At 43.0% G+C, this 21111-nt stretch carries 21 protein-coding genes and 1 pseudogene; 5 read left to right on the plus strand and 17 right to left on the minus strand.

Features of this window, described 5'->3' with window-relative positions; genetic code table 11:
• The 7 genes from MHI15_RS25635 to MHI15_RS25665 all read right to left on the minus strand — a co-directional run bounded on the left by MHI15_RS25635 (position 1) and on the right by MHI15_RS25665 (position 6315).
• Complete coding sequence (locus MHI15_RS25635; RefSeq protein ID WP_076193875.1) at positions 1–1989, minus strand: CotH kinase family protein; 1989 nt, start codon at positions 1987–1989, stop codon at positions 1–3.
• A gap of 88 nt (positions 1990–2077) precedes the next feature.
• Positions 2078–2569, minus strand: coding sequence for a DinB family protein (locus MHI15_RS25640; RefSeq protein ID WP_076130644.1), 492 nt, complete (start codon positions 2567–2569; stop codon positions 2078–2080).
• A 31-nt stretch (positions 2570–2600) separates the two neighbouring features.
• The gene (locus MHI15_RS25645) at positions 2601–3044 is read right to left on the minus strand and encodes a GNAT family N-acetyltransferase (protein ID WP_076193873.1); all 444 of its coding nucleotides are present in this window, start codon (positions 3042–3044) and stop codon (positions 2601–2603) included.
• Between the two features lie 122 nt (positions 3045–3166).
• Positions 3167–3301, minus strand: a complete 135-nt coding sequence (locus MHI15_RS25650) for a hypothetical protein (protein ID WP_341165037.1) — start codon at positions 3299–3301, stop codon at positions 3167–3169.
• 79 nt (positions 3302–3380) lie between these two features.
• A complete protein-coding gene (locus MHI15_RS25655) occupies positions 3381–3914 on the minus strand; it encodes an AAA family ATPase (protein ID WP_076219442.1) in 534 nt (177 codons plus the stop codon).
• A 116-nt stretch (positions 3915–4030) separates the two neighbouring features.
• Positions 4031–5449 carry an NAD-dependent malic enzyme gene (locus MHI15_RS25660; RefSeq protein ID WP_076130640.1) on the minus strand — a complete coding sequence of 473 codons (1419 nt, stop codon included), beginning with the start codon at positions 5447–5449 and terminating at the stop codon, positions 4031–4033.
• Between the two features lie 323 nt (positions 5450–5772).
• Positions 5773–6315, minus strand: a complete 543-nt coding sequence (locus tag MHI15_RS25665; RefSeq protein WP_341165038.1) for a hypothetical protein — start codon at positions 6313–6315, stop codon at positions 5773–5775.
• A 172-nt stretch (positions 6316–6487) separates the two neighbouring features.
• Between MHI15_RS25665 and MHI15_RS25670 the strand changes: the two genes are divergently transcribed.
• On the plus strand, positions 6488–7483 hold the full coding sequence (locus tag MHI15_RS25670) for an acrylyl-CoA reductase family protein (protein ID WP_076130638.1): 996 nt from the start codon (positions 6488–6490) through the stop codon (positions 7481–7483).
• A gap of 300 nt (positions 7484–7783) precedes the next feature.
• Here the strand turns inward: MHI15_RS25670 and MHI15_RS25675 are convergent.
• A pseudogene (locus MHI15_RS25675) lies at positions 7784–8371 on the minus strand (cupin domain-containing protein); the annotation flags it as partial.
• A 171-nt stretch (positions 8372–8542) separates the two neighbouring features.
• On the opposite strand from MHI15_RS25675, the gene MHI15_RS25680 reads away from it, so the two are divergent.
• Positions 8543–9400 (plus strand): alpha/beta hydrolase, encoded by an 858-nt coding sequence (locus MHI15_RS25680; RefSeq protein WP_341165039.1) that lies wholly within the window; start codon positions 8543–8545, stop codon positions 9398–9400.
• Positions 9401–10174: 774 nt separating this feature from the next.
• Here MHI15_RS25680 and MHI15_RS25685 read toward each other — a convergent pair.
• Positions 10175–10675: a hypothetical protein gene (locus tag MHI15_RS25685; protein ID WP_341165040.1), complete on the minus strand. Its 501-nt coding sequence runs from the start codon at positions 10673–10675 to the stop codon at positions 10175–10177.
• Between the two features lie 208 nt (positions 10676–10883).
• Between MHI15_RS25685 and MHI15_RS25690 the strand changes: the two genes are divergently transcribed.
• Positions 10884–11153 carry an excalibur calcium-binding domain-containing protein gene (locus MHI15_RS25690; protein WP_076187014.1) on the plus strand — a complete coding sequence of 90 codons (270 nt, stop codon included), beginning with the start codon at positions 10884–10886 and terminating at the stop codon, positions 11151–11153.
• Positions 11154–11155: 2 nt separating this feature from the next.
• On the opposite strand, the gene MHI15_RS25695 is transcribed toward MHI15_RS25690, so the two are convergent.
• The 5 genes from MHI15_RS25695 to MHI15_RS25715 all read right to left on the minus strand — a co-directional run bounded on the left by MHI15_RS25695 (position 11156) and on the right by MHI15_RS25715 (position 16562).
• The gene (locus tag MHI15_RS25695; RefSeq protein ID WP_341165041.1) at positions 11156–11917 is read right to left on the minus strand and encodes an ABC transporter permease; all 762 of its coding nucleotides are present in this window, start codon (positions 11915–11917) and stop codon (positions 11156–11158) included.
• A complete protein-coding gene (locus tag MHI15_RS25700; RefSeq protein ID WP_175618941.1) occupies positions 11914–12663 on the minus strand; it encodes an ABC transporter ATP-binding protein in 750 nt (249 codons plus the stop codon). The genes MHI15_RS25695 and MHI15_RS25700 overlap by 4 nt, the downstream gene beginning before the upstream one ends.
• Before the next feature lie 122 nt (positions 12664–12785).
• Complete coding sequence (locus tag MHI15_RS25705; protein WP_340395462.1) at positions 12786–14411, minus strand: glycoside hydrolase family 9 protein; 1626 nt, start codon at positions 14409–14411, stop codon at positions 12786–12788.
• A gap of 157 nt (positions 14412–14568) precedes the next feature.
• Positions 14569–15318, minus strand: coding sequence for a GTP pyrophosphokinase (locus MHI15_RS25710; protein WP_076130330.1), 750 nt, complete (start codon positions 15316–15318; stop codon positions 14569–14571).
• 665 nt (positions 15319–15983) lie between these two features.
• A complete protein-coding gene (locus MHI15_RS25715) occupies positions 15984–16562 on the minus strand; it encodes an LOG family protein (RefSeq protein ID WP_076193859.1) in 579 nt (192 codons plus the stop codon).
• Positions 16563–16659: 97 nt separating this feature from the next.
• Between MHI15_RS25715 and MHI15_RS25720 the strand changes: the two genes are divergently transcribed.
• The gene (locus tag MHI15_RS25720) at positions 16660–16977 is read left to right on the plus strand and encodes a MazG nucleotide pyrophosphohydrolase domain-containing protein (RefSeq protein WP_076130332.1); all 318 of its coding nucleotides are present in this window, start codon (positions 16660–16662) and stop codon (positions 16975–16977) included.
• A gap of 83 nt (positions 16978–17060) precedes the next feature.
• Here MHI15_RS25720 and MHI15_RS25725 read toward each other — a convergent pair whose 3' ends face one another.
• The 3 genes from MHI15_RS25725 to lepB all read right to left on the minus strand — a co-directional run bounded on the left by MHI15_RS25725 (position 17061) and on the right by lepB (position 19904).
• On the minus strand, positions 17061–17921 hold the full coding sequence (locus MHI15_RS25725) for an alpha/beta fold hydrolase (RefSeq protein WP_341165042.1): 861 nt from the start codon (positions 17919–17921) through the stop codon (positions 17061–17063).
• Between the two features lie 263 nt (positions 17922–18184).
• On the minus strand, positions 18185–19222 hold the full coding sequence (locus MHI15_RS25730; protein WP_076130334.1) for an HD-GYP domain-containing protein: 1038 nt from the start codon (positions 19220–19222) through the stop codon (positions 18185–18187).
• 184 nt (positions 19223–19406) lie between these two features.
• Positions 19407–19904: a signal peptidase I gene (gene lepB, locus MHI15_RS25735; protein WP_076130335.1), complete on the minus strand. Its 498-nt coding sequence runs from the start codon at positions 19902–19904 to the stop codon at positions 19407–19409.
• A 155-nt stretch (positions 19905–20059) separates the two neighbouring features.
• On the opposite strand from lepB, the gene MHI15_RS25740 reads away from it, so the two are divergent.
• Positions 20060–21037, plus strand: coding sequence for an alpha/beta hydrolase (locus tag MHI15_RS25740; protein ID WP_341165043.1), 978 nt, complete (start codon positions 20060–20062; stop codon positions 21035–21037).
• Positions 21038–21111: the final 74 nt, after the last annotated feature.

Raw genomic sequence — 21111 nt, forward strand, 5'->3', positions numbered from 1 at the left:
TTAAGCTGCTGTTTTAGTCGTAGCTGTAACTGTAGAAGTCCCTGCATCCCACTTCACATCCATATTCAATCCCTCGGAAATAAATCTTACCGGAACCAGTGTCCGATTTCCGATAATTTGCGGAGGAACGTCGAGTGTGAGTGCTTTGCCATTGATGTAAGCAGTCTTGCTGCCAATGGCCATTACGATCGTTGTATTGTCTTTTACTGCGGTGATTTTCTTAGTCGTTTGATCCATGGTTACTGTAGCACCCAGAGCATTAAAGATTGCATTCACTGGCACCAGCACCCGGCCATCCTTATTCACAGGAAGCTGATCTGCAAAGCTGACCGCTGTTCCGTTTAAAAGTACGGATATTCCCTTAGTGCCCGTCGTGTTCGGATTCGTTGTTGATGGTGTTGTAGTTACAGAGGGAAGAGGTGTGACGTTAAGTCCTAGCTGGCCTTGCAGATTAGCGAGTCTGTTCAGCGCAAAGGTCATAATCGAACCTGCAGCCATTGTGCCCATACCTTGTCCCCCGCCTCCAGCGTTACCTGTTGGAGGTGTAGGATTACCATCAGTCGCAGTCGCTGTATTATCAGGACGTGCTGGCGGTGTCGTTCCATCCGGTGGTGTCATACCCTCCATCCCTTCAGGAGGAGTCATGCCTTCCATCCCAGCTGGCGGAGTCATTCCTCCACTACCACCCATTTCACCTGTTGCTGAGTAAGTAACATTACTTTCAAATTGTTCCATGGTATAAAATTTGGTTGGGTCTGCTTGAACGTAAGGTTTGATTAAGGTAGCCAATTCAGTAATTCTGCTCTGAATTCCTTCCAAATAATCAACCAGCTCAGATACATATTTCAGGTATTTAGTCTTATATTCAGGCACTTCCAACAGATTAGCAATCATTGGGACCTGATCTAAACTTATCCCAAGCGTTGGATTATCAATTGATGCAGTTACTGCGCTGGTATTGGCTGCAAGGGTTGTTGCCGATGTAGAAGTTGTGCCCGCAGCAGCTGTTGTATCTGTTGTCCCTGTTCTGCCGCCTCCGCCACCAGAATACCCGTTAAAGGACATGTTCATATCCCATGGAAGTACACTAAATTTACCGGATGCATCCCCGTACAACATATAATTATGACCTTTATCCCCGTTATAGCTGTCATAGTTACCCAATACAGCATTAGCGGCAATATACTTCAGTGCCGAATCCACATCTAGCACACTTTCAATAGAACCCTTCTCACCGGCAGGCATCTCATTCAGCACCTTGATGAAGTTCTTTAACGAAGCTTTATCATCTTCCTTACCTGTATCATAAGTTATTGTTTCGTAGTCACTGCCTTCTTTGTACTGCAGATAACTTTTTTCTTCTGTATCATACAGAACACCATCGTCATAATTTTCTCCATAGGTACGTTCTAGATAGCTATCATCTATCGCTTCCACACCTACATAAAAACCATATAATTCTCCGTTGATATACAGGTTGGTGAACACAGTCAAAGGTGCATCCACACCTACAGAACGAAGCGCTTCGTAATGTAAATATTCACGAATATACGAAGGGTCTGAGTAATTGTTGTTCAGTACCATTTTATCAAGACCAAGTAACGTTTGCTTCTTATCATATTTATCAAATTTCAGCCGGAAGCTGTATCTATCCGAGTCTGTCATACTGGCTACCGATTTTAACGTCAGATTCCCTTTAGTAGAAAATCCAACATTTTCAACAACATTCCCGTCAACTTCAACCTTAACTTTTTTGTATTCTTTTTCGAGGGGACTTGCTAATATACTTTTCCAATCCGCATCATCAATCGTTACTTTAACATCAATGATTCTGTCACCCGCGAACAGGGATTCATACGCTTTCGTTACACCTGCATCCGCCGCACTAACTACGGGCGTGTTTCCAGCAACACCAAACGCCGTTGAGACGATAGCAAGACTTAGTGTAGCTGCCATGAACTTTCTCAGCAAATTTTTCTTCTTCACCATGTGTAATCCTCCTTGAAGTACAGATTTATGTTTTCGCAGTTCAAGGAGATTGTAAAATATGAATCTGAGTATACGCTGAATAGCTTGTCTACACTTTGCCAGGTAGGCTGTTTATCAGCCCTTTGCCAATCAGATTAGCTGAAACCGGCGGTTTTCCGATCTCTCTAGCCCAGACCGATAATTGCCCGACATGATGAATCTCATGAGCAATCACATGGCGCATTACCTCACCCCAGGCATCGGTCACGATCCTGCCATCCGGAAGATGATCCTCAAAAATCCTCTGCTCCAGCCCCTCATGCCAAGCCGTTACAAAAGGTTCCACCTCTGTGTGGAATTTTGCATCCAATTCTCGTACTTGCTGCAAAGTCTTGTACCGCTCAAAATCCTCTTGGAAATCCGGCTTTCCTTGCAATACTTGAATCCAGCTCCACTCCACATCAACAATGTGAAAAAGCGTCTTAAGAATACTGCCTACACCACCTATACGTGTTGCGAGCAACTCCTCCTCAGAAATATCTCCACACCACTCATACCATTGTTCACGGACCATCCAGTTATATTGAAAAAATGTTTGCAGGTTAAAAACCTCCTAGAAAGTTGTGTGCTTTTTAATGGGAGCTTAAATGTTTTCGGTATCCCTCCACCTTTTCATCTCTATAACCTAACGATTCATAGAACACATGCGCTTCCTTCCGCTGCTCACCGGAGACTAAAATGATATAATAGCAGTCTCTTTCCCGGGCCGCTTGTTCAATGGCGTTCATAAGTTTTTTGCCAACGCCTTGACGGCGTGCCCGCGCTGAAACCACCACATTCTCAATCACCATAAACGGTTTGCAGTCCCCCACTAAATCCTGACACACGATCCCCATCAAAGACCCTAGTAACTCTCCTTCTACAAAAGCACCCAACAGGATGTAGCGGTTATCCGCCTTGACACCTTTAAATACTTTTTCAAGCTTATTAAGGTCAGACGGTTTATTCATCAGCTCTTGATATAAATTCCCCAGTTCAGGAAGAGATTCCATTTCTATTTCTTTAATAACAACCATGATTGTTCATCCTGCTATCTTTTAAATTAACAGCCCTACTCATACACATAGTCCACCATTCCGTGGATGAGATATTCGCTTTCCATTATAACCTCTTTGGACCAGCTGCTGCGCCAACACCTTCATAAAGAGTAATGCCCATAATTCCAAACTTCCTTCAACTCGAATTCGTCTTTCTGTCCATCCCACTCTACTACCACTTTGATGATAAAATCCTCTCGCTCAAACGCACCAATCCCAGAATGTACGGACTTCAACTCACCTTTGACTCCCTCAATATTATTGCTGACTTCTTCTGTAGCCTGTTGAATATATTCCGCCGACCAAAAGTTCCTCCTATACCATTTGTAAATATCTCAGCACGATCTCAACGCGCTCTCCAACCGATAAATCTTCCTCTATTCGTAAAATAGGACATTCCAGTGCGGACATCCATTCCTCATGCAGCACTTTGCTCCTGACTTCAACTCCAGCAACATCATATAATGCCGCCCACTCCATAAAGGTCTGATATGCTTCGTATTTACTTCCTCCAGGCAAAATATGATCACCATATCTTTCGTACTCTCTGGCTCTTAATCTATCTAAACGAATTTCCGGTGGAAGTCCTAGAAAAATAACCAAATCGAATAATGGTCGAAGGCCATCTCCCCAGCCACATACCGCACCGCTTAAAATCCAAGGCTCCTTATGGGTCAAATCGCTTGTAAGTTTCGCTAATCGCGCATTGACCTCACGCTGCTTAGTGAATTTATGCTCCCAAAAATAGTCGTCACTGTCTAACTGTACATGTGGCAACACTTTAGCTAATTCGTAACCTAAAGTACTCGTTCCTACGCCTGAGGCTCCCATAATATGAATTCTTCTCATACACTCCCTCACCTTTAAGTGGATTTAAAGTTGCAATTCGGGCAATTTTCCTCCAAGTATAAAAACAAATAGACTGCTCTCTAAGTAAGCAAAGCAGTCCATTTATCGTATAGATCTTATTCCGTTATAGCTGCTACGTCTTTAGGAATCCGGCGTGCTGCATCCGTGGATATAGCTGCTTGTATTACTGCCAGGCGCACCTGTTCAACTACTTTTTCGTTAAAAATACTTGGGATGATATATTGCTCATTGAGTTCATCCGGATGAACGACCGATGCAATGGCTTTTGCCGCAGCCAGCTTCATTTCCAGATTCACAGTTCTAGCCCGGCAATCAAGTGCGCCACGGAAAATACCCGGAAAACATAACACATTGTTGATCTGGTTCGGATAATCACTTCTGCCTGTCGCTAGGACGCGAACAAAAGGTTCTGCCAAATCCGGTTCAATCTCCGGTGTAGGATTAGCCATCGCAAAAACGATGTTATCACTGGCCATGCTTTTGAGATGATCCACGGTTAGAATTCCCCCACGGGACACCCCAATAAAGACATCTGCCCCTCGTATAACCTCCGTTATTCCCCCCTCAATTCCCTCAGGATTGGTTGCGGCAGCAAGCTTCTGCCATTCCGGATTATCATACTGGAGATCTTTTCTGAGAACGCCTTCACGATCAACCGCATAAATATAACGCGCGCCCGCTGCCAGCAGCAGATTACATATGGATACCCCAGCCGCCCCAATACCCACAACAACAATCCGTGCATTTTCAATAGATTTATTTACAACTTTAAGCGCATTCAAAAGTCCTGCAAAAGCCACCACGGATGTTCCATGCTGATCATCATGAAATACCGGAATGTCCAGCTCTTCCGCAAGCCGGCGTTCGATTTCAAAGCAGCGTGGCGAACTTATATCCTCTAAGTTTATCCCTCCAAAGCCAGGAGAAACTGCTTTTACGATATTGATAATTTCATCCGGATCTTTGGTATTTAAGCACAGCGGAAAAGCATCAATGTTCGCTAATTGCTTAAACAGCATCGCCTTACCTTCCATGACAGGCATCGCTGCTTCCGGGCCGATATCCCCTAGTCCAAGCACAGCAGTGCCGTCCGAAACGACTGCAACTGTATTTCTTTTCATCGTCAGAGAATAAGCTTTTCTGGGATCTTCAGCAATCGCCGTACATACCCGGGCTACCCCCGGCGTATACACTAAGGATAAATCCTCCCGATTTTTAATCGGCATTTTAGGTGTGATTTCAATTTTTCCACCAAGATGAGCCAGAAAGGTCCGATCCGACACGTTGATTATTTTAATTCCCGGCATCTTCGATAATATTGAGATAATATCTCCATTAGCTGCGTCTTGCACATTCACTGTTATATCTCGGGTAGTGACATCCTTCCCTGCACGTATCACGTCAATAGCAACAATATCTCCGCCAGCTGCGGCAATTCCTGAAGCAACATCGCCAAAAGATGCAACCGATTTCCGAATTTCGAGCCTGATAATCATTGTAGTCGCAATCGACATGAATTAGCCTCTCTTTCTTCAATCCTATTATTTAAAAAATACTATACTTTCCCATTTAAACATATCTTCCGCCTATTAACTAGATCAACGAAAAATTTTTCTTCTTACAGTATTCCCATCCGCACCCGGTCCAAATACATCAGGTATGACAGCTACGGGCACAGAGCCATTTTTCCCATAAAAATAAAATTCATCATAATCTTAAGTGTATGTAAGCATAAACAAACCGTAAGCTCTTCTACTCTTCATTACCTTTTCTGCATGCTGTAGAGCATCCTGCCGATTTCTTTTCTCCACTAACCCTTTCTAGTTGTTCTCCTTCACTAAGGTCTGTACTGCTCTTCTAGCAAAACAACCTTACCTTCTACAAATGTCAGATGGAATAATCTATCCATTAGCTCTTCGCTAATAAAACTCGTATAGTCCCCTTGCTGATGTCTCGCCCCGTTTAGTTCAGCTATAGTTACATCAGGCTCCAGCTTAACCCGCTTGATTTCTTCGCTTGCATTTCGGATATAGAATCCATTAGGCAATGATTCGGGTTCTAGTACACCATCTTCTTTAGCTGCAATTTCTGCCGCCGCTCCACCGAACCATTCCACCTCATCCAGATCCAGATAAACCGTATTCCCTTCTGTGATAACGCCCTTTATAAAAGCTAATTTTTTCTCCACTTGCGGTAACTTATAAATAATTTTTTTCAGTTCCTCCACACTCTCACCCTGCACTCCGCTCTCAGAGTTAGATTGGATTGAAATCACACCCATAGTTTGAACTAGCTCCTTGGTAGTTGGGTTAGTCTCTTTTGGTGGCTTGTTGTAAAAAGAATATCCATTAAAACCAAGTGAGACTAATGTGATACCCACTAAGACTGTAACCCTTAAATTTTTCCATTTCATAAGTTTCACCCTCTATCACGCGATTTAACGGAACCTTAATAAACAATTGCGCTATATCATAGACAATCACAAGTTGACCGGGCAGAATAAATATTATATACATGTCTTACCTATAACGTAGTTGAAGGAGCTCACACTTATGACAGAATCATTTCAAGCGTTAGTTGTCGACAAAACAGAATCATCCTTCTCCGTAGCTGTTAAACCGGTTACCCTAGAGGATCTGCCAGCTGGAGAGGTTGTAATTAAGGTTGCATACTCCAGTGTAAACTATAAAGACGGTTTAGCCAGTATTCCAAACGGTAAAATTCTAAGAACATATCCCTTTATTCCAGGGATAGATTTATCCGGTATTGTGGTATCTTCCACAGACGAGCGGTTTCATAAAGGGCAGCAAGTCATTGCGACAGGATATGGTGTTGGCGTATCACACTTTGGTGGCTTTAGCGAATACGCTCGTATTCCCGCAGGTTGGATCACTCCCCTTCCAGAAGGCCTGACGCTTAAAGAAGCTATGATCTACGGTACTGCAGGACTGACAGCAGCCTTGTCCATACTAGCCCTGGAAGATCATGACGTTTCCCCGGACAAAGGCAAAGTACTTGTAACAGGCGCTACCGGCGGTGTAGGTGGATCTGCTATTGCCATGCTTGGCGCAAAAGGGTATAGCGTAGTGGCAAGCACAGGTAACGCCGAAGCTGCCGATTACCTTAGAGGTATAGGAGCCGAAGACGTGATCTCACGTGAAGAGGTCATTGGCGGCGCCAGCAAACCCTTGGACAAACAATTATGGCAAGGCGCAGTAGATTCGGTGGGTGGTGACACCCTTGCCGCAGTTCTGAGTAAAATCACCTACAGAGGTTCTGTAGCTGCAAGTGGCTTAACCGGAGGCACTTCAGTTCCAACTACAGTACTTCCGTTTATTCTTCGGGGTGTTAACCTTCTCGGCATAGATTCTGTGGAATGTCCTGCAGACCTTCGCCAGCAGGCTTGGAAACGGATGGCGAGCGATCTGAAGCCAAGTCAGCTGGAGAACCTCGTGGATCGTGAAGTCACGTTAAATGAGCTACCGCAAGCATTGGAAGATATTCTACAAGGAAACCTTAGAGGAAGAGTTCTTGTCCGTTTATCCTAGGTTTAATTACGAAACCTCCCGGAATCTAGAGTTCCGGGAGGTTTTTTTAGTTTACTCTTGGTTATTCGGATATTGGTAATGCGGCTGCTGCTGTACATAGGGTTGTTGGCGATAATGCTGATCATAACCCTGCGTATAGTACCCTTGCATCGGGTAAGGCTGATAATTAAAGGCTTGTGTAGCTGGAGGCATTTGTGAAGATATCGGGATGGGTTGCGCCTGCATATGAGCGTAAGGATTCATATTTGGCTGCATATTAGGATGCATATTTGGTTTAACATTGGCTTGCATATTTGGAGCCATGTTAGGGGCCATATTAGGAGGCATATTGCTGCTGCCCATTACTTTATCTTCTTCGCAGCAGTCAGCAGGAGGGCCGATGAAGGTTCCAGGCTTGATTGGAGCTAAAGCTTCTTTTACCTTAGCTTCATTTAAGCAGTAAGTATGGGCTAATACATTTGCCGGGGTTTTGCTAAGAATATCCGAACCTAAGATAACCTCAGGAATAGGTGCGTCAAAAATCGCGAGCAGATGTGTATTATCGACAGTAGCTATCTCATAATGCCACCAGCCTTGCGGCACATTTGCCACTTGACCCGGACAAATCGGAAAATGCAGAAGTTCATTTGTGAACGGATTGATTAAAGACACTACCGCTGAACCGCAGATACAATATACAAGCTCTGCAGCATTTTGATGATAATGAGGTTCAACCACATTTGATTTACTAAGAAAAATATCCAGCAGTGATATGTTCTCGAGCGTATTCAATTGTTTAACCGACAGCAAGTTAATGAAGTTGTTGGCATCTTTTTTAAAAAGTGTATTAGTGTTCACATCAAAAGTAAACTCTGTATTGGGGGACGTATAGTCCATGTATGAAGTCACTTTTTTTCCTACCTTTCTGTTGCTATAAATTTTTGCTTTCCCTAAACACAAGATATGCGTTTGCCTATGCCTAGGTGCGGAGATTCACTACTCCTGATAAAAATTCATCTTTCTTTTCTAAACGGGGCATCCTCTAAGTATTACACTCTCACCCCACATAGGAGGCACAGTATGAAATCGATTCGCACAAAAATAGTGTTAGCTTTATGTATCACTGTCTTTACAATTATGGGTTTCCAGCCTATGAATCTTAGCTCCACAGTTGAGGCCGCCAATAACAAAACAGCAGCGAAACAAGCGCCTCTTACATTCGTTCTAGTTCATGGGTCTTGGGCTACTGCTGGTTTTTGGGATCAAACGGCCGCCGCACTTCGCAGCTTAGGACACACCGTCTATACTCCGGAATATGCCGGACATGGCGGGGACAAAAACAATAATGTAACGCATGCGCAAATCACACAGTCTGTTGTCGACTATATCAAGCAAAAAGACTTAAAGGATATCATTCTGCTCGGACATAGCTTTGGTGGTTCGGTGATCCAAACCGTCTCTCAGCAGGTACCGGATCGAATCAAACGTCTGGTATTCTTCGACGCCTTCGTACCGCTGGATGGGCAAAGTGTGGCGGACCAATTTCCAGTTGATTCGCTGAAGTACTTTGAACAGCTGAGAGATACTTCCGGCAATAACACCATAACGCTCCCTTTCCCTCTTTTCCGGGATACATTCGTCAACACCGCCAGTCTTGCGGAAGCGCAAGCTTTTTATAAACAAGCTCCTCCTGAGCCAGCAAGTCCACTTTTCGAAAAGCTTGATCTCAAGAAATTTTACAGTCTCCAGATCCCTAAAAGTTACCTTTATCTAACGGAGGACACCGCGATACCGCAAGGTCCATACGGATTCCACCCTACACAATCCAGTCATTTAGGCATCTTTCGCTTCATCGAGGGCAAAGGAGATCACATGACCACCGTTCGAACCGAACCCAAAATGCTGGCGGAATTAATGGTGAAGGCGGGAAGAGATTAGTCGCTTAACAGCTGGATAATCTAGGTAGCTTCTGTGGCTTGGCTGGGGTTTTTGGCACTGAGCTGGTGATTGAGCTGAGCTATGTGATGTGAGTTGGGCTATGCGATGCGAGTTGAGCTATGCGATGTGAGCTGAGCTGGCGGCTCGAGCTGCACTTTGTGAGCAAGCTAGACTACTGACGCTGAGCTGGGCTATGTCATTCTGAGATAGCCTTGCTACTTTGAGCTGGCATTGTCACTCTGAGATAGCCTTGCTACTTTGAGCTGGCATTGTCACTCTGAGTTAGCCTTGCCACTTTGAGATAGCCTTGCCACTTTGAGCTGGCATTGTCACTCTGAGCTGAACATTGCGACTTTAAATACACTAGAGTTTGGCGGTGATCGGACCGAGGAGCTCTTATTTTCATAATTTCGGCGATTTAGCCTTGCTATCGGACTCAGATGCAGCTATTCACCCAAATGTACTCCTATAATGCGTGATTGCAGGGGAATAAGAGCCATACAGTCCGAAACTCTCGCCAGGACGACCATAATGCCAAAATAGCTGCAATACGGTCCGTAACGATCTGTGAAGCGAGGTTTCTTAAATAATCACCAACGTAAGCTGATGATTTGTGACGCTGAGTTGGCATTGCCACCCTGGGCTGACATTGTCACTGATCATTTGTAGAAAAACAGACCACGTGGACTAAACGATTGTGCTTTCGAATCAAAAAAAGAGCAAGCGTATGGGAACCCCCTACTACGCTTGCTCTTTTTCCTATCCATAACCAACCTACTTACTAGGCAATCCGCCACGCGGCAGCTCGGGGTCCGATGTCACTCCGGTAATCACCCAGCTATTCTTCTCTTGCACAAGTGAGATTGTCAAAAGTATAGATTGTGCTGGTCCACTTGAAGTCGCAGTATCCAGACGCATTTCTATGACCTCTGAGTTCTTGTTAATTATCGTTTCTTTAGTGACCTCGTAGTTCGTGATCCAAGGGCTGGAGACACCCGTCACCCAGTTTAGTTCAACAAACCGCGGATACATAATCTTTTTGAAATCTTTAGAGAAGATCGAATACTGAATCGAGGCATTCCGATGCTGTAATCCGAACCCGTATAGCTCTGATGTTTGAATTGCAGAAGGTAATATAATGCGCCTAGACTCCGGAGCTGGCTTGGGCATAGCCGATAACAGTTCTCCATTAACGTGAGTCATAGTAACGTGAGCTGATGCACCCATAGCCATTCCCGGCAGAAGCAACAATCCCGCAATTAGGGCAGTCGCCATTTTCATTTTGCTAATTAGAATCACCTCATTCGTAGCCTGTTCACTACATGTGAATTGAATCTAATTATTCCCCCACTTCACTCATAAATATGTACACTGTTTCCAAATCCACCAATAATGTATACCTCAATGAATTAAACTGGTAATATAAAATACAACGATACTACACAATCATTAATTCCATTAGATTTTTATAGGAGAGGTTCCCATGAAAAAAATCTTAAACATTTGTCTAGCAGCAGGCCTGCTACTCACTCTATCCGTCGCTACCTTGAATACAGCAAGCGCAGAATCCAAGGTCAAAACCTACAAAAACTGCACGGAGCTAAACAAAGATTACAAAGGTGGAGTTGCCATTTCCAGCTCAACCAAGAACAAAGGCGGCAAAACGAAATACAAACCCTACGTATCGAAAGAACTCTATAATGCCAATAAAAAAAGCGACCGTGACAAAGACGGAATCGCTTGTGAGAAATAGGCTTAGCCTTGCTCCACTATTTGCTTGAGCCTTAGATCCGGCGTGAAAAAGAGTCGGTAGCTCAGTACACTGAGCAGCATACTCGTTATGGCAGCAGAGGCAGTGAACGAGAACACAATTAATATCTGATAACGAACAGCTACTACAGGATCAGCACCCGCGATGATCATTCCGGTCATCATTCCAGGGAGTTGAACAAGCCCAACCGTCTTCATACCGTCGATGGTAGGAATCATGCTGAATTTTACAGATCTTTTTCTAACTTCCTGGATCGCCTGTGGGATCGTTGCGCCAAGAGACAACAACGTTTCAATCTCCCCTTTGCTCTGCTGAATTTCATGCTTGATATGGTTAATGAACAACCCTGAAACCACCATAGCACTGCCAATGGTCATGCCGCTAATCGGAATGATATATTGTGGCGTAGCCTCAATGATATGTAAGCTGAGCAGAATGCCCATCATGAGCAGTTCCATAGTAGCAATCGCCAGTCCAATTCTCCAGACTAATCCGCGCAAGCCTTTGCCTCTTTTGGCTGCATTCCATGCGGCTACACTGATCATAAAGAGTATTATCACAATTACATAAATGACCTGATCCGATTTAAACATAAATTGCAGCACATACCCCACCGCAAGCAATTGAATGGCCGACCGCACTGTGCCTACAATGATATCTTTTTCCAGTCCGAGCTTTTGCCACACGGAGACCAACATTGTCCCTAATACAAACAGAAGCGTGAAACTTAGTGCTGTATAACTCATAACAACGACGCTCCTTCCGAAGGCCGAACGAACCTTTTAGCCAATTCTTCCGCAGATTCAGCAAAAAAAGACTCGCTCACATGCTGTTCCAACCTGCCTTTTCCCATAAACCATGTAGTTGTGCTTATTCTGCTCGCCTGCTTAAGATCATGAGTGACCCAAATCATCGAAGTGCCTTCTTCCTTATGCCAATCCTCTAGTAGCTTCTCAACCATTTGAGTGCTGTTAACATCGAGCGAAGCGGTGATTTCATCGAGCAATAATACCGTAGGTCGGAGCAGCAAGGATCGAATTAAAGAAATCCGCTGCTTTTCACCACCCGAACAATCTGCCGCTTTTTTGCTTAAATCCAAATGCTCCAGCCCCAATTGCCCAATTAGTCGCTGCACTAGTTTAAGATCATAAGGTTTGTCATGCAGTCTGCTGACAGTTCTTAAATTATCCTCCACACTGCCAGACAGCATGACCGCTTGTTGTGCTACAAACCCTATTTTCATCCTCCATAATCTCGCATCCATACTTTTATATGAAGTCCCCTTTACCAACATATCTCCCTCATCCGGAGCATCCAAGAGAGCTAAGATTCTAAGGAGTGTACTTTTCCCTTGGCCAGAGGCACCAATCAATGCGATGCGGTCCGATTCAGCTATGTCTGCGGAGATCTCCGAGAAAAGATATTTCGAAGTTTGGTCGTTACTTTTCCAATTAAGTTTTGCAAGTCTCTGAATCTCAAAAATACTACTCAATCCCCTACCTCCTAATACCATCCGCTAAAATAGCATACCGTCTAGTATTATAGCATTTCAGCTATAAAAAAGAGAAAGACATCCAGTTTCAGGACGTCTTTCCCTATTCGAACTATTGCTTTTTATTGATTAAAACGGGCCACAACAAACACCGCAGGTGAATTCCAATAGATCGTCACTTCATTCGTAGAATAGCTAAGCTCATGATCGACAAAGCACTGCGCAGCTGGTTTTCCTTGTAAATGCTCAACTACATATTCATCATGCAGCCCACGATCTGGCCCCCCTGACACCAATCCCGGCACCGGATCAGCCACATGGTCACCTACAGAAGGGCGATGATGCGGATTCATCACGGCATGATCCCCAAACCCGGTAACATAGCTGATATCCAGAACGTTACGCCCCATCAGATAATGTAGATGATCTAAGGCACAGTCCGCAAAACCGGAGTCTCCACTAAAATATTCAGCCGCCAGCAGCAGCATTGCATTGTTCATTACTAGCATATTGCTGCCCCAGATATAGTCCTCCTCTTTTAAGGAGATCCTATAGCCCTCCTCACGACTCTGTTCCGCTAATCGTTGTGCCTCAGCAACAAGCCCTTCTTTTAACGAGGCATATAAAGCACGGTCTGCCTGCTCCTCACCATTTAACAGATAAGCAATAGTGCCATAGCCCCCCATATCACCCCAGCCTAAACTGTATTTTGGAAAAGCCAGCTGCACTAGCTGCAGAACAGCTTGATGATATTCCTCTTTCCCTGTCGTACGATACAGCTCCGCCGCTGCCCAATACCGCTCGTCCTTATCGACTCCATCCCCGTATTCTCCAGTGCTAATCTCAGGCGGATTCGTAAAACCGGGTACATCTGGATGCTGTACAAGCCATTCCCATGCTGCCCCCGCAGCATCCAGACATTTCCCCGCATAAGCAGCATCAAAAGGCTTGTACACTCTTGCAGCCATAGCCATAACACCAGCAAAATCCCCAGTTGCAGTAGCAGATAATGGTGAGAAGTACAGGTCTGCTGTATCGTCCTCAGGCATAACATCCAGACCAGGAAAGCTTAACGTAGTCAATTTATGGTATACACCACCTGTTGCGGAGTCTTGCATTTTAAACAACCAATCGAGCTCCACCCTGCATTCCAGCAGCACATCTGGCGTAGATCCATCACTTTCAGGCAATGGGATAGCGCTTACAAAAGCCGAGGGATATAATTCATATGCAAGCAGCATATCCGCGATAGCTTTCGCTCCGGGACCGCTATATTTTCCATAATCACCTGCATCATGCCAGCCACCCGAACAGTCTAGTTGAAGATCCGGTTGCCCATATACAATCCCTTTTGCGGTATGACACGCCTTGTGCTTCCAATCTCCAGCATATTCTTCAGTCAACTCAACGCCACAGCGATAATAATAAAAAGCTTTCAGCAAGCCCTGTTGAAGCTCATGATAAGGCTGATCTGAGATTGTAAAGGATGCCGAAGCTAGACCCTCGCCCTGCTCAATCCGATATCTTCCCTCAGTATTGACTTCCGAGAAATCACCTGTGTGCAAAGTTACTCCACTGGCTTTATCAAATCTTCCAGCATCTGAACTACCTTTGAACACAATAGTCCCACTATCAACATCAACTACCTGAAAATCATGCTCAGTACCTGTAAATACTGCGATCTTTTGTCCATCCAGCGGATATCCGATTTGATTCACAGTAATGGTGCGAAGTGTACGCTCGCTCATCTTCATTCTCCTTTTATGTAAAAATGATGAAGCTGAAGTAACCATTCTCTTCTAGTTGAGAATACTCTATTCTAGTTATCTATAGCAATGATGTATACAAGAAAAAAACCTAGAGTCACCCGAAAGGAAACGGATAACTCTAGGCGGACAAAACAGCTTATTTGTCGTCAAGCAGTTTAATAAAGTTAGCTGGAAGTGTGAACTGCTTATTATGAACCACTATACGGCGAAGCTCTTCCTCGAAGGAGCTAAGATCATCTTCATCATCGTCTTTGATTTCCTTTATATCCCGGTGCAGACGCTCCATTTGCAGATCAAGGGCATGAGCGGCATCCGCCGCATTTTTCAGTTCACGAGTCATACTCTCAGGTACTGATTTATTATATTTATAAAAGATTTTATGTTCGAGGCTTGCCCAGAAATCCATAGCAATGGTACGAATTTGAACTTCTACACAGACAAGCTCCTGGCGATCGGACATAAAAACAGGGACTTGAATCAGCAAGTGAAGACTCTGATATCCGTTAGGTTTAGGGTTCTTAATATAATCCTTTACCTCAAGGACCGTTAGATCATCCTGCTTCTGAAGCATCTCACTAACATGATAGATATCAGAAATAAAAGAACAGGTGATCCGCAGACCAGCGATGTCTTTAATACAATTTTTCACTGAATCCAGCGATAATTCACCATTTTTGCGCAGCATCTTGTTCATGATACTTTCTGGAGACTTAATACGCGATTTGGTATGTTCAATTGGGCTGTAATCATGCAGAGACTGAAACTCCTGTTTTAGGATCTCAATCTTCGTTTCCATCTCATCCAATGCAAATTTATAAATTAACATGAAACGAGTGATATCGTGCTTAAGCTTCTTAAATTGTTCGATTTGATTCTCGGGGGTCATTATCTCATTTCTCCTCTTGTAGCGTTTCTCTATATTTATCATAGCCAATCCACTAGTGAATTTCAAATTCAGCGGTAATGTAGCCATAATCCAAACCTCACACTTCGTTTGATTACGTACCTTTTGCGCCGCGAATCCGCTTGCGAAGTCGCTATAGGACCCAGTTGACCTTATACACAGTATAATCCCATAATCGGGATGCTATCGGACTCCATAATCGCTATTGGCAAAAAAAACACAAAATATGAACCTCTTCATAAGAAATAACGTCACTGGAGTCCGAAACCCTCCTCAAACGGAGATAAACCTAAGAACCAAACCCATGATGCCCAAGAAACTAAAGTAACCCAAATAACCAAACTAGCCAAAGCCCCTCAATATGTTACGGACCGTATTGCAGCTATTTGCGCTTTTTGGTCATTTTTACAGAAGTATCGGACCGTATAGCTCTTATCACCATGTAACAGTGCTGAATCGGTGTGGTTATGAGTATATAGCTGCAATATAGTCCGATAGCTCGCCTAAAACGTTCGAAATGGAGAAATAAGGTCATCTGAGTCCGAGCGGTAAAGGTCATGCAGAAACTAATGCCTGATTTCGGTTGGTTTACGTCCAGGAACACAGTCTACCCGAGTACCCGATCATTAAACTGAAAGTTTCATTATTCAGTTGAGCTGTTTCCACTTTTGCTCAAGCGTTTGCGGAACATACTCCTTCAAAAGAGTCAAGAGTTCCAACGGCTCGTTGGATACGTTTAGCAGACTTAGATGCGAAGAATTAGAGAAGCCTTCTTGGATACTGTTATGTATCAGATTCATCAGAGGATCAAAATAATTCCTGATATTTAGAACCCCTACCGGCTTCTTGTGTATGCCAATTTGTGACCAGCACAAAACCTCAAAGAGCTCCTCATACGTTCCAAACCCTCCAGGCAAAGCAATAAAGCCATCTGCCAGCTCTCCCATTTTTGCTTTACGGCCATGCATATCCTCTACTTCTATCAACTGCGTTAACTCTCTATGTACCATTTCCCCATTAAATAATCCTCTAGGCATTACCCCGATTACCTCGCCTCCACCATTCAAAACAGCATTAGCGACTTCACCCATTAATCCGATTTTTGAACCACCGTAAATTAAACGATAATTATGCATAGCCATGTAGTTACCAAGTTCAACAGCTTTAGCTTTATAATCCTCATGCACCCCTAAATTCGATCCTGCGAAAACACATATTGATTTCAAAATCTCATCTCCAAACTATATATTGATAATGTCCGCTATCTAATATACTATATGTTGGAGTATAAATCATGTGATAGATTAAGGAGTGCTACATAATATGGAAATTAATGATGTGCAGAAATGGATTAATCATTTTTATGGAGAACGAGGCTGGACTACTTATGGTCCTTTTATAAGAGTCGGATTCTTAATGGAAGAGACCGGTGAAGTCGCTCGAGCTGTACGCTCCTATGAAATCGGCAGAGATCGACCGGATGAATCGACTCGTACTCCAGAGCAACTGAAAAACGACTTGATTGAGGAAATCGGGGATGTTCTCGGAAATATCGCATTGTTAGCCGACTTATATGGCATCACATTAGAAGAAGCTTTTACTGCACATAAAGAAAAATTAGTGAAACGATTTAATTCCTAGGGACGAAGTAATCCTAGAAAAAATAGGACTACAATCGGCAAGACCGAATTGTAGCCCTTCTTTATTTTACTCTTTAAGCCCTGTTAAGCTTTACCGCCTAAAGTATGATTCGAAATGGCTTTGATTATTGTTTCCCAATCATCCGGGTGGACTTCGTGGCCCGTTCCTTCCAGGCTTAGAAGCGACGCATTAGGAATTTCCGCCGCAAGCGCCAAGCCATGCTCTATAGGAAGCACCGTGTCTTCTGTGCCGTGGATAACCAAGGTAGGAACCATGATATTTTTTGCCTTGCCCTCGTAGTCGTCATCCCCTGTAAGAAGAGAATGATTAAACATACTAAGCAAGTTGTTGGCACGTTTTATTTCCAGCCTTACTTGTTTATACGCTCTTTTCTCATCGAATTTATGTTTTGAACCACAGAGTATGCCGGAACCTGAAACCAAATAATTGGCTACCTCTTCCTCATTAGACCAATCCAGTGTTGCTCCATTTGCATGGAATGCGAGGATCCGCTCATCCATAGGAGGCAAGTTCCGATCATTATCGTCAGATTCGAAAAAACTTGATGCGATCAAGGTTAAGGTTAGAACTTTTTGCGGATGACGTGTAGCAAGGACTTGCGCAATCATTCCGCCTAAGGACATTCCAACGATATTTGCCTGTTCTATATTATAGGCGTCTAGTAACCCAGCAGCATCATTTGCCATGTCCATCACGGTATAATTGGAACTCCCAGGCTCATAAACAACGGAACGTCCGACATCCCGGTTATCATAACGAATAACGTAACGTCCGGTATCTGCTAATCGCTGACAGAACTCTTCATCCCAATAAACCATAGAACAGGTGGCACCCATAATCAGCAATATCGCAGGATTGCTAGGATTTCCAAAACTTTCCGAACATATATCAATTCCGTTTACTTTTACTATTTTTTCGCTCATTGTTCATTCCTCATTTCATTCGAATTTTATCAATGAATGCACAGTTAAATAAGACTCAATACATTTTCAAAAAAATGGATGATGTCATCATTGAATTGCACCTCAAATTAACGTAAACGAATGAATTTGATAATCACGATAAGCACTCTCCTATTCCATATTGAAGGGTTTTTAACCCAATTTCGATTATAACACAAAAAAGCTATCCCCTGATTTTACGGATCAGGGAGATAGCCTCCTATTTATCGCCACAAAAATATTCGTTAAATAAATACTTCTTCAACAGTCAAATTACGCTCTTTAGATAAGTCTCTGAACGTAGTCTCATTTATTTTTACCAGAGGTTTGAAAATATCCAACGGATTATTCATAATAATCGTACCTTGCTCACCATTGCTAAGCTGAACGCTCTTACCCACAAAATTCGGCAATAAATGTCCGATCAGAGCTTGTACCGCATTTCCATTCAGCTTGCCAAATCCAAGCTCATGTACCTTGCGCAGAACGTTAATCAGGCCTTGTTTTGGTTGATTCGCTCTTCCTAAGGTCATGCCTACATAAGTATTTGCAACAGCAACAATCTGCGTATACGGATGCAAGTCCTGTTTACGGAGATTGTTAGGATAACCTGTACCATCCTCGAATTCATGATGCTGAAGCGCCACTAGTGCGGTCTTTTCGTCATTCATCGATTTAAGGATAATGTCGTATCCATACGTAGTATGACGTTTTAGTTCTTCTGATTCTTCGGGAGTTAAGTTATCCGTCTTGTTTAAGATATGTGGAGCAATCTGGCTTTTTCCGATATCGTGCAAATAACCGGCTCTACTAATCTCAAATCTTTCGGCTTTTGTATGACCTAACCAAGTCGCTATGTAAAAAGATAACAGTCCGACCTGCAATGAATGATTGTATGTACTGATATCATCACGTTCCAGCAGCAATAATAAAGAAACGACATCCTTTTGTTCATCCAATTTCTCCAGCAATGGCTGCAGCGTATTATCAACATCCGACTGCGTAAAGCTACCCTTGCTGAGTGCTTCCAGAAATATAGATTCATAGTTTTGGATGGCTTGATCAAAATTACCATCTATCCCTTGTGCCACATTCATTTCTTCATTATCCAGCACCATCATGCGTGGTTCAATATCGACATAATCAATCTGATGCCTCATCAGGATGGTGATTTCTTCTCCGTAGACCACTGTCCCCTTCGGAAGCACGTGTAGGCCAACACTATTGAATGTATCTGTGATTAGACAATCGCCATGTTTGAGATCTGTGACATGAGCTTTCAAAATTCAGCACCCCTTACTATATGTAGGTATATTTTACCTTAAGGATAGCTAAATTCTTCCAAAGTAACAATATGGTTAAAGACTCATTAAAGCACTCGGTTAGTTCAAAAGACCCCCGCGACTTCAGCACCCCTAAATCTATTTTTAGAGATTAAGCCTTACATTTATCCGTCTTACACACTACCTAAAAGGGATTGCTAAATTCAGCGATTACTTTCCCAATCAACTTATCCTTCGACACAAATGGAGTATCCCACAGATGAGCATCATAGCTTATATTCCGGTTATCTCCGAGAAAAAAATAATGATCGGCGGGTACCGTAACCGGTCCAAAAGTGTAATCCATCTGTTCATTGAGGTAAGGTTCGTTAACCTTCGCTCCGTTTCGGTAAAGTGCGCCATCTTTAATTTCCAAGGTATCTCCAGGCAGCCCCATTAGCCTTTTTACATATCTTTTATTCTCATCACCAGCTACAGGTGGCGTAAATACAACAATATCTCCATGCTCCAGTGTGGTCATCCATAACATTTTCTCAACAATTAAGCGATCATTGATTTGAATCGTTGGGATCATAGAGCCCGTTGGAACTCTCATGGCTTCAGCAACATAGGTTCTAACAAACAAAGAAATAACCACTGCGATCACAATACTCGGCAACCATTGCTTCATAAATTTCAACATTATCGCTCACCTCACATTCATTTTATAGAGTCAAACTTTTTTAGCTGGTTCATATTCAGTTCATATTGTCGTCATGTATAGTTCATCTTCATCGGGTAAGCTTTCTTTAGCAACTCATTAAGATAGCTAGAATAAAGCGATTAGAACAGGAGAAGATGCGATTGAAACCAGAAGAAGAGGTTATTAAAAAAAGGATGAATAAACCGCTGAAAATTATACTTATTTCCTTAGGGGCTTTAGCTACTGCAATAGTACTTTTTCTAGTGACTGTTTTTGTCGCTAATATTTTCCTCAATAAATCGGACCAAGCTAAAATAAAACCCTATGGTCAGTCTGTAAGCGTCGATGGTAAAAATATGAACGTTTTGATTCAAGGAAAGGGTGAAGAGACAATCGTGCTCTTACCTGGTTATGGAACGGTGGCACCGGGACTTGATTTTAAGCTGTTAATAGATGAACTATCTCCATTTTACAAAGTTGTCGTGATTGAGCCTTTCGGTTATGGATTAAGTGATAGAACTGAAAAAGAGCGAACCACAGAAAACATTGTGAGTGAAATTCATGAAGCTGTAAAGCAGCTTAATATTGACCGTTATATTCTAATGGCACACTCTATTTCCGGTATGTACAGTTTGAATTATGTGAACAAATATCCAAACGAAGTGAGTGCATTTGTCGGGATTGATAATAGTATTGCAACGGAAGACAGAATAGGTGTTAAAATACCAACAGGAAAATTAAAACTACTTAGAGAATCAGGCTTGGGCAGATTGTTATTTAAATCAAGTGGAAATCCCTATGCTGAATTGCCGTTTGATGATGAAACTAAAGAACAATTGAGATTGCTTACGCTTAGAAACACTTATAATTACACTAACTTAAATGAAGTGGAACATATGTCTTCTAATTATAAAGGGGCTCTAAATTCAACTTTTCCAAAGGATCTCCCCCTTTTGCTCTTTGTTCAAGGGGATGATACTCTCTTAAAAGATTGGATATCATTGCATGAAGAGCAAGTCAAAAATTCCGTACAAGGAAAATTGGTAAAACTTGATGCAGGACATTATCTGCACCATACCAAATCAAAAGAAATCGCCGAAAATTTTAAGACATTTATGGAAGAATTAAAATAAAAAGCGTTTCTTCTATTCTCCATGCTGCGGTCATCATGTGCAAGTTTCCTTGCATTTCATGACGCAGCATTTTT

This window comes from Paenibacillus sp. FSL H7-0918 (assembly GCF_038007025.1).
GTDB classification, from domain to species: domain Bacteria; phylum Bacillota; class Bacilli; order Paenibacillales; family Paenibacillaceae; genus Paenibacillus_AQ; species Paenibacillus_AQ odorifer.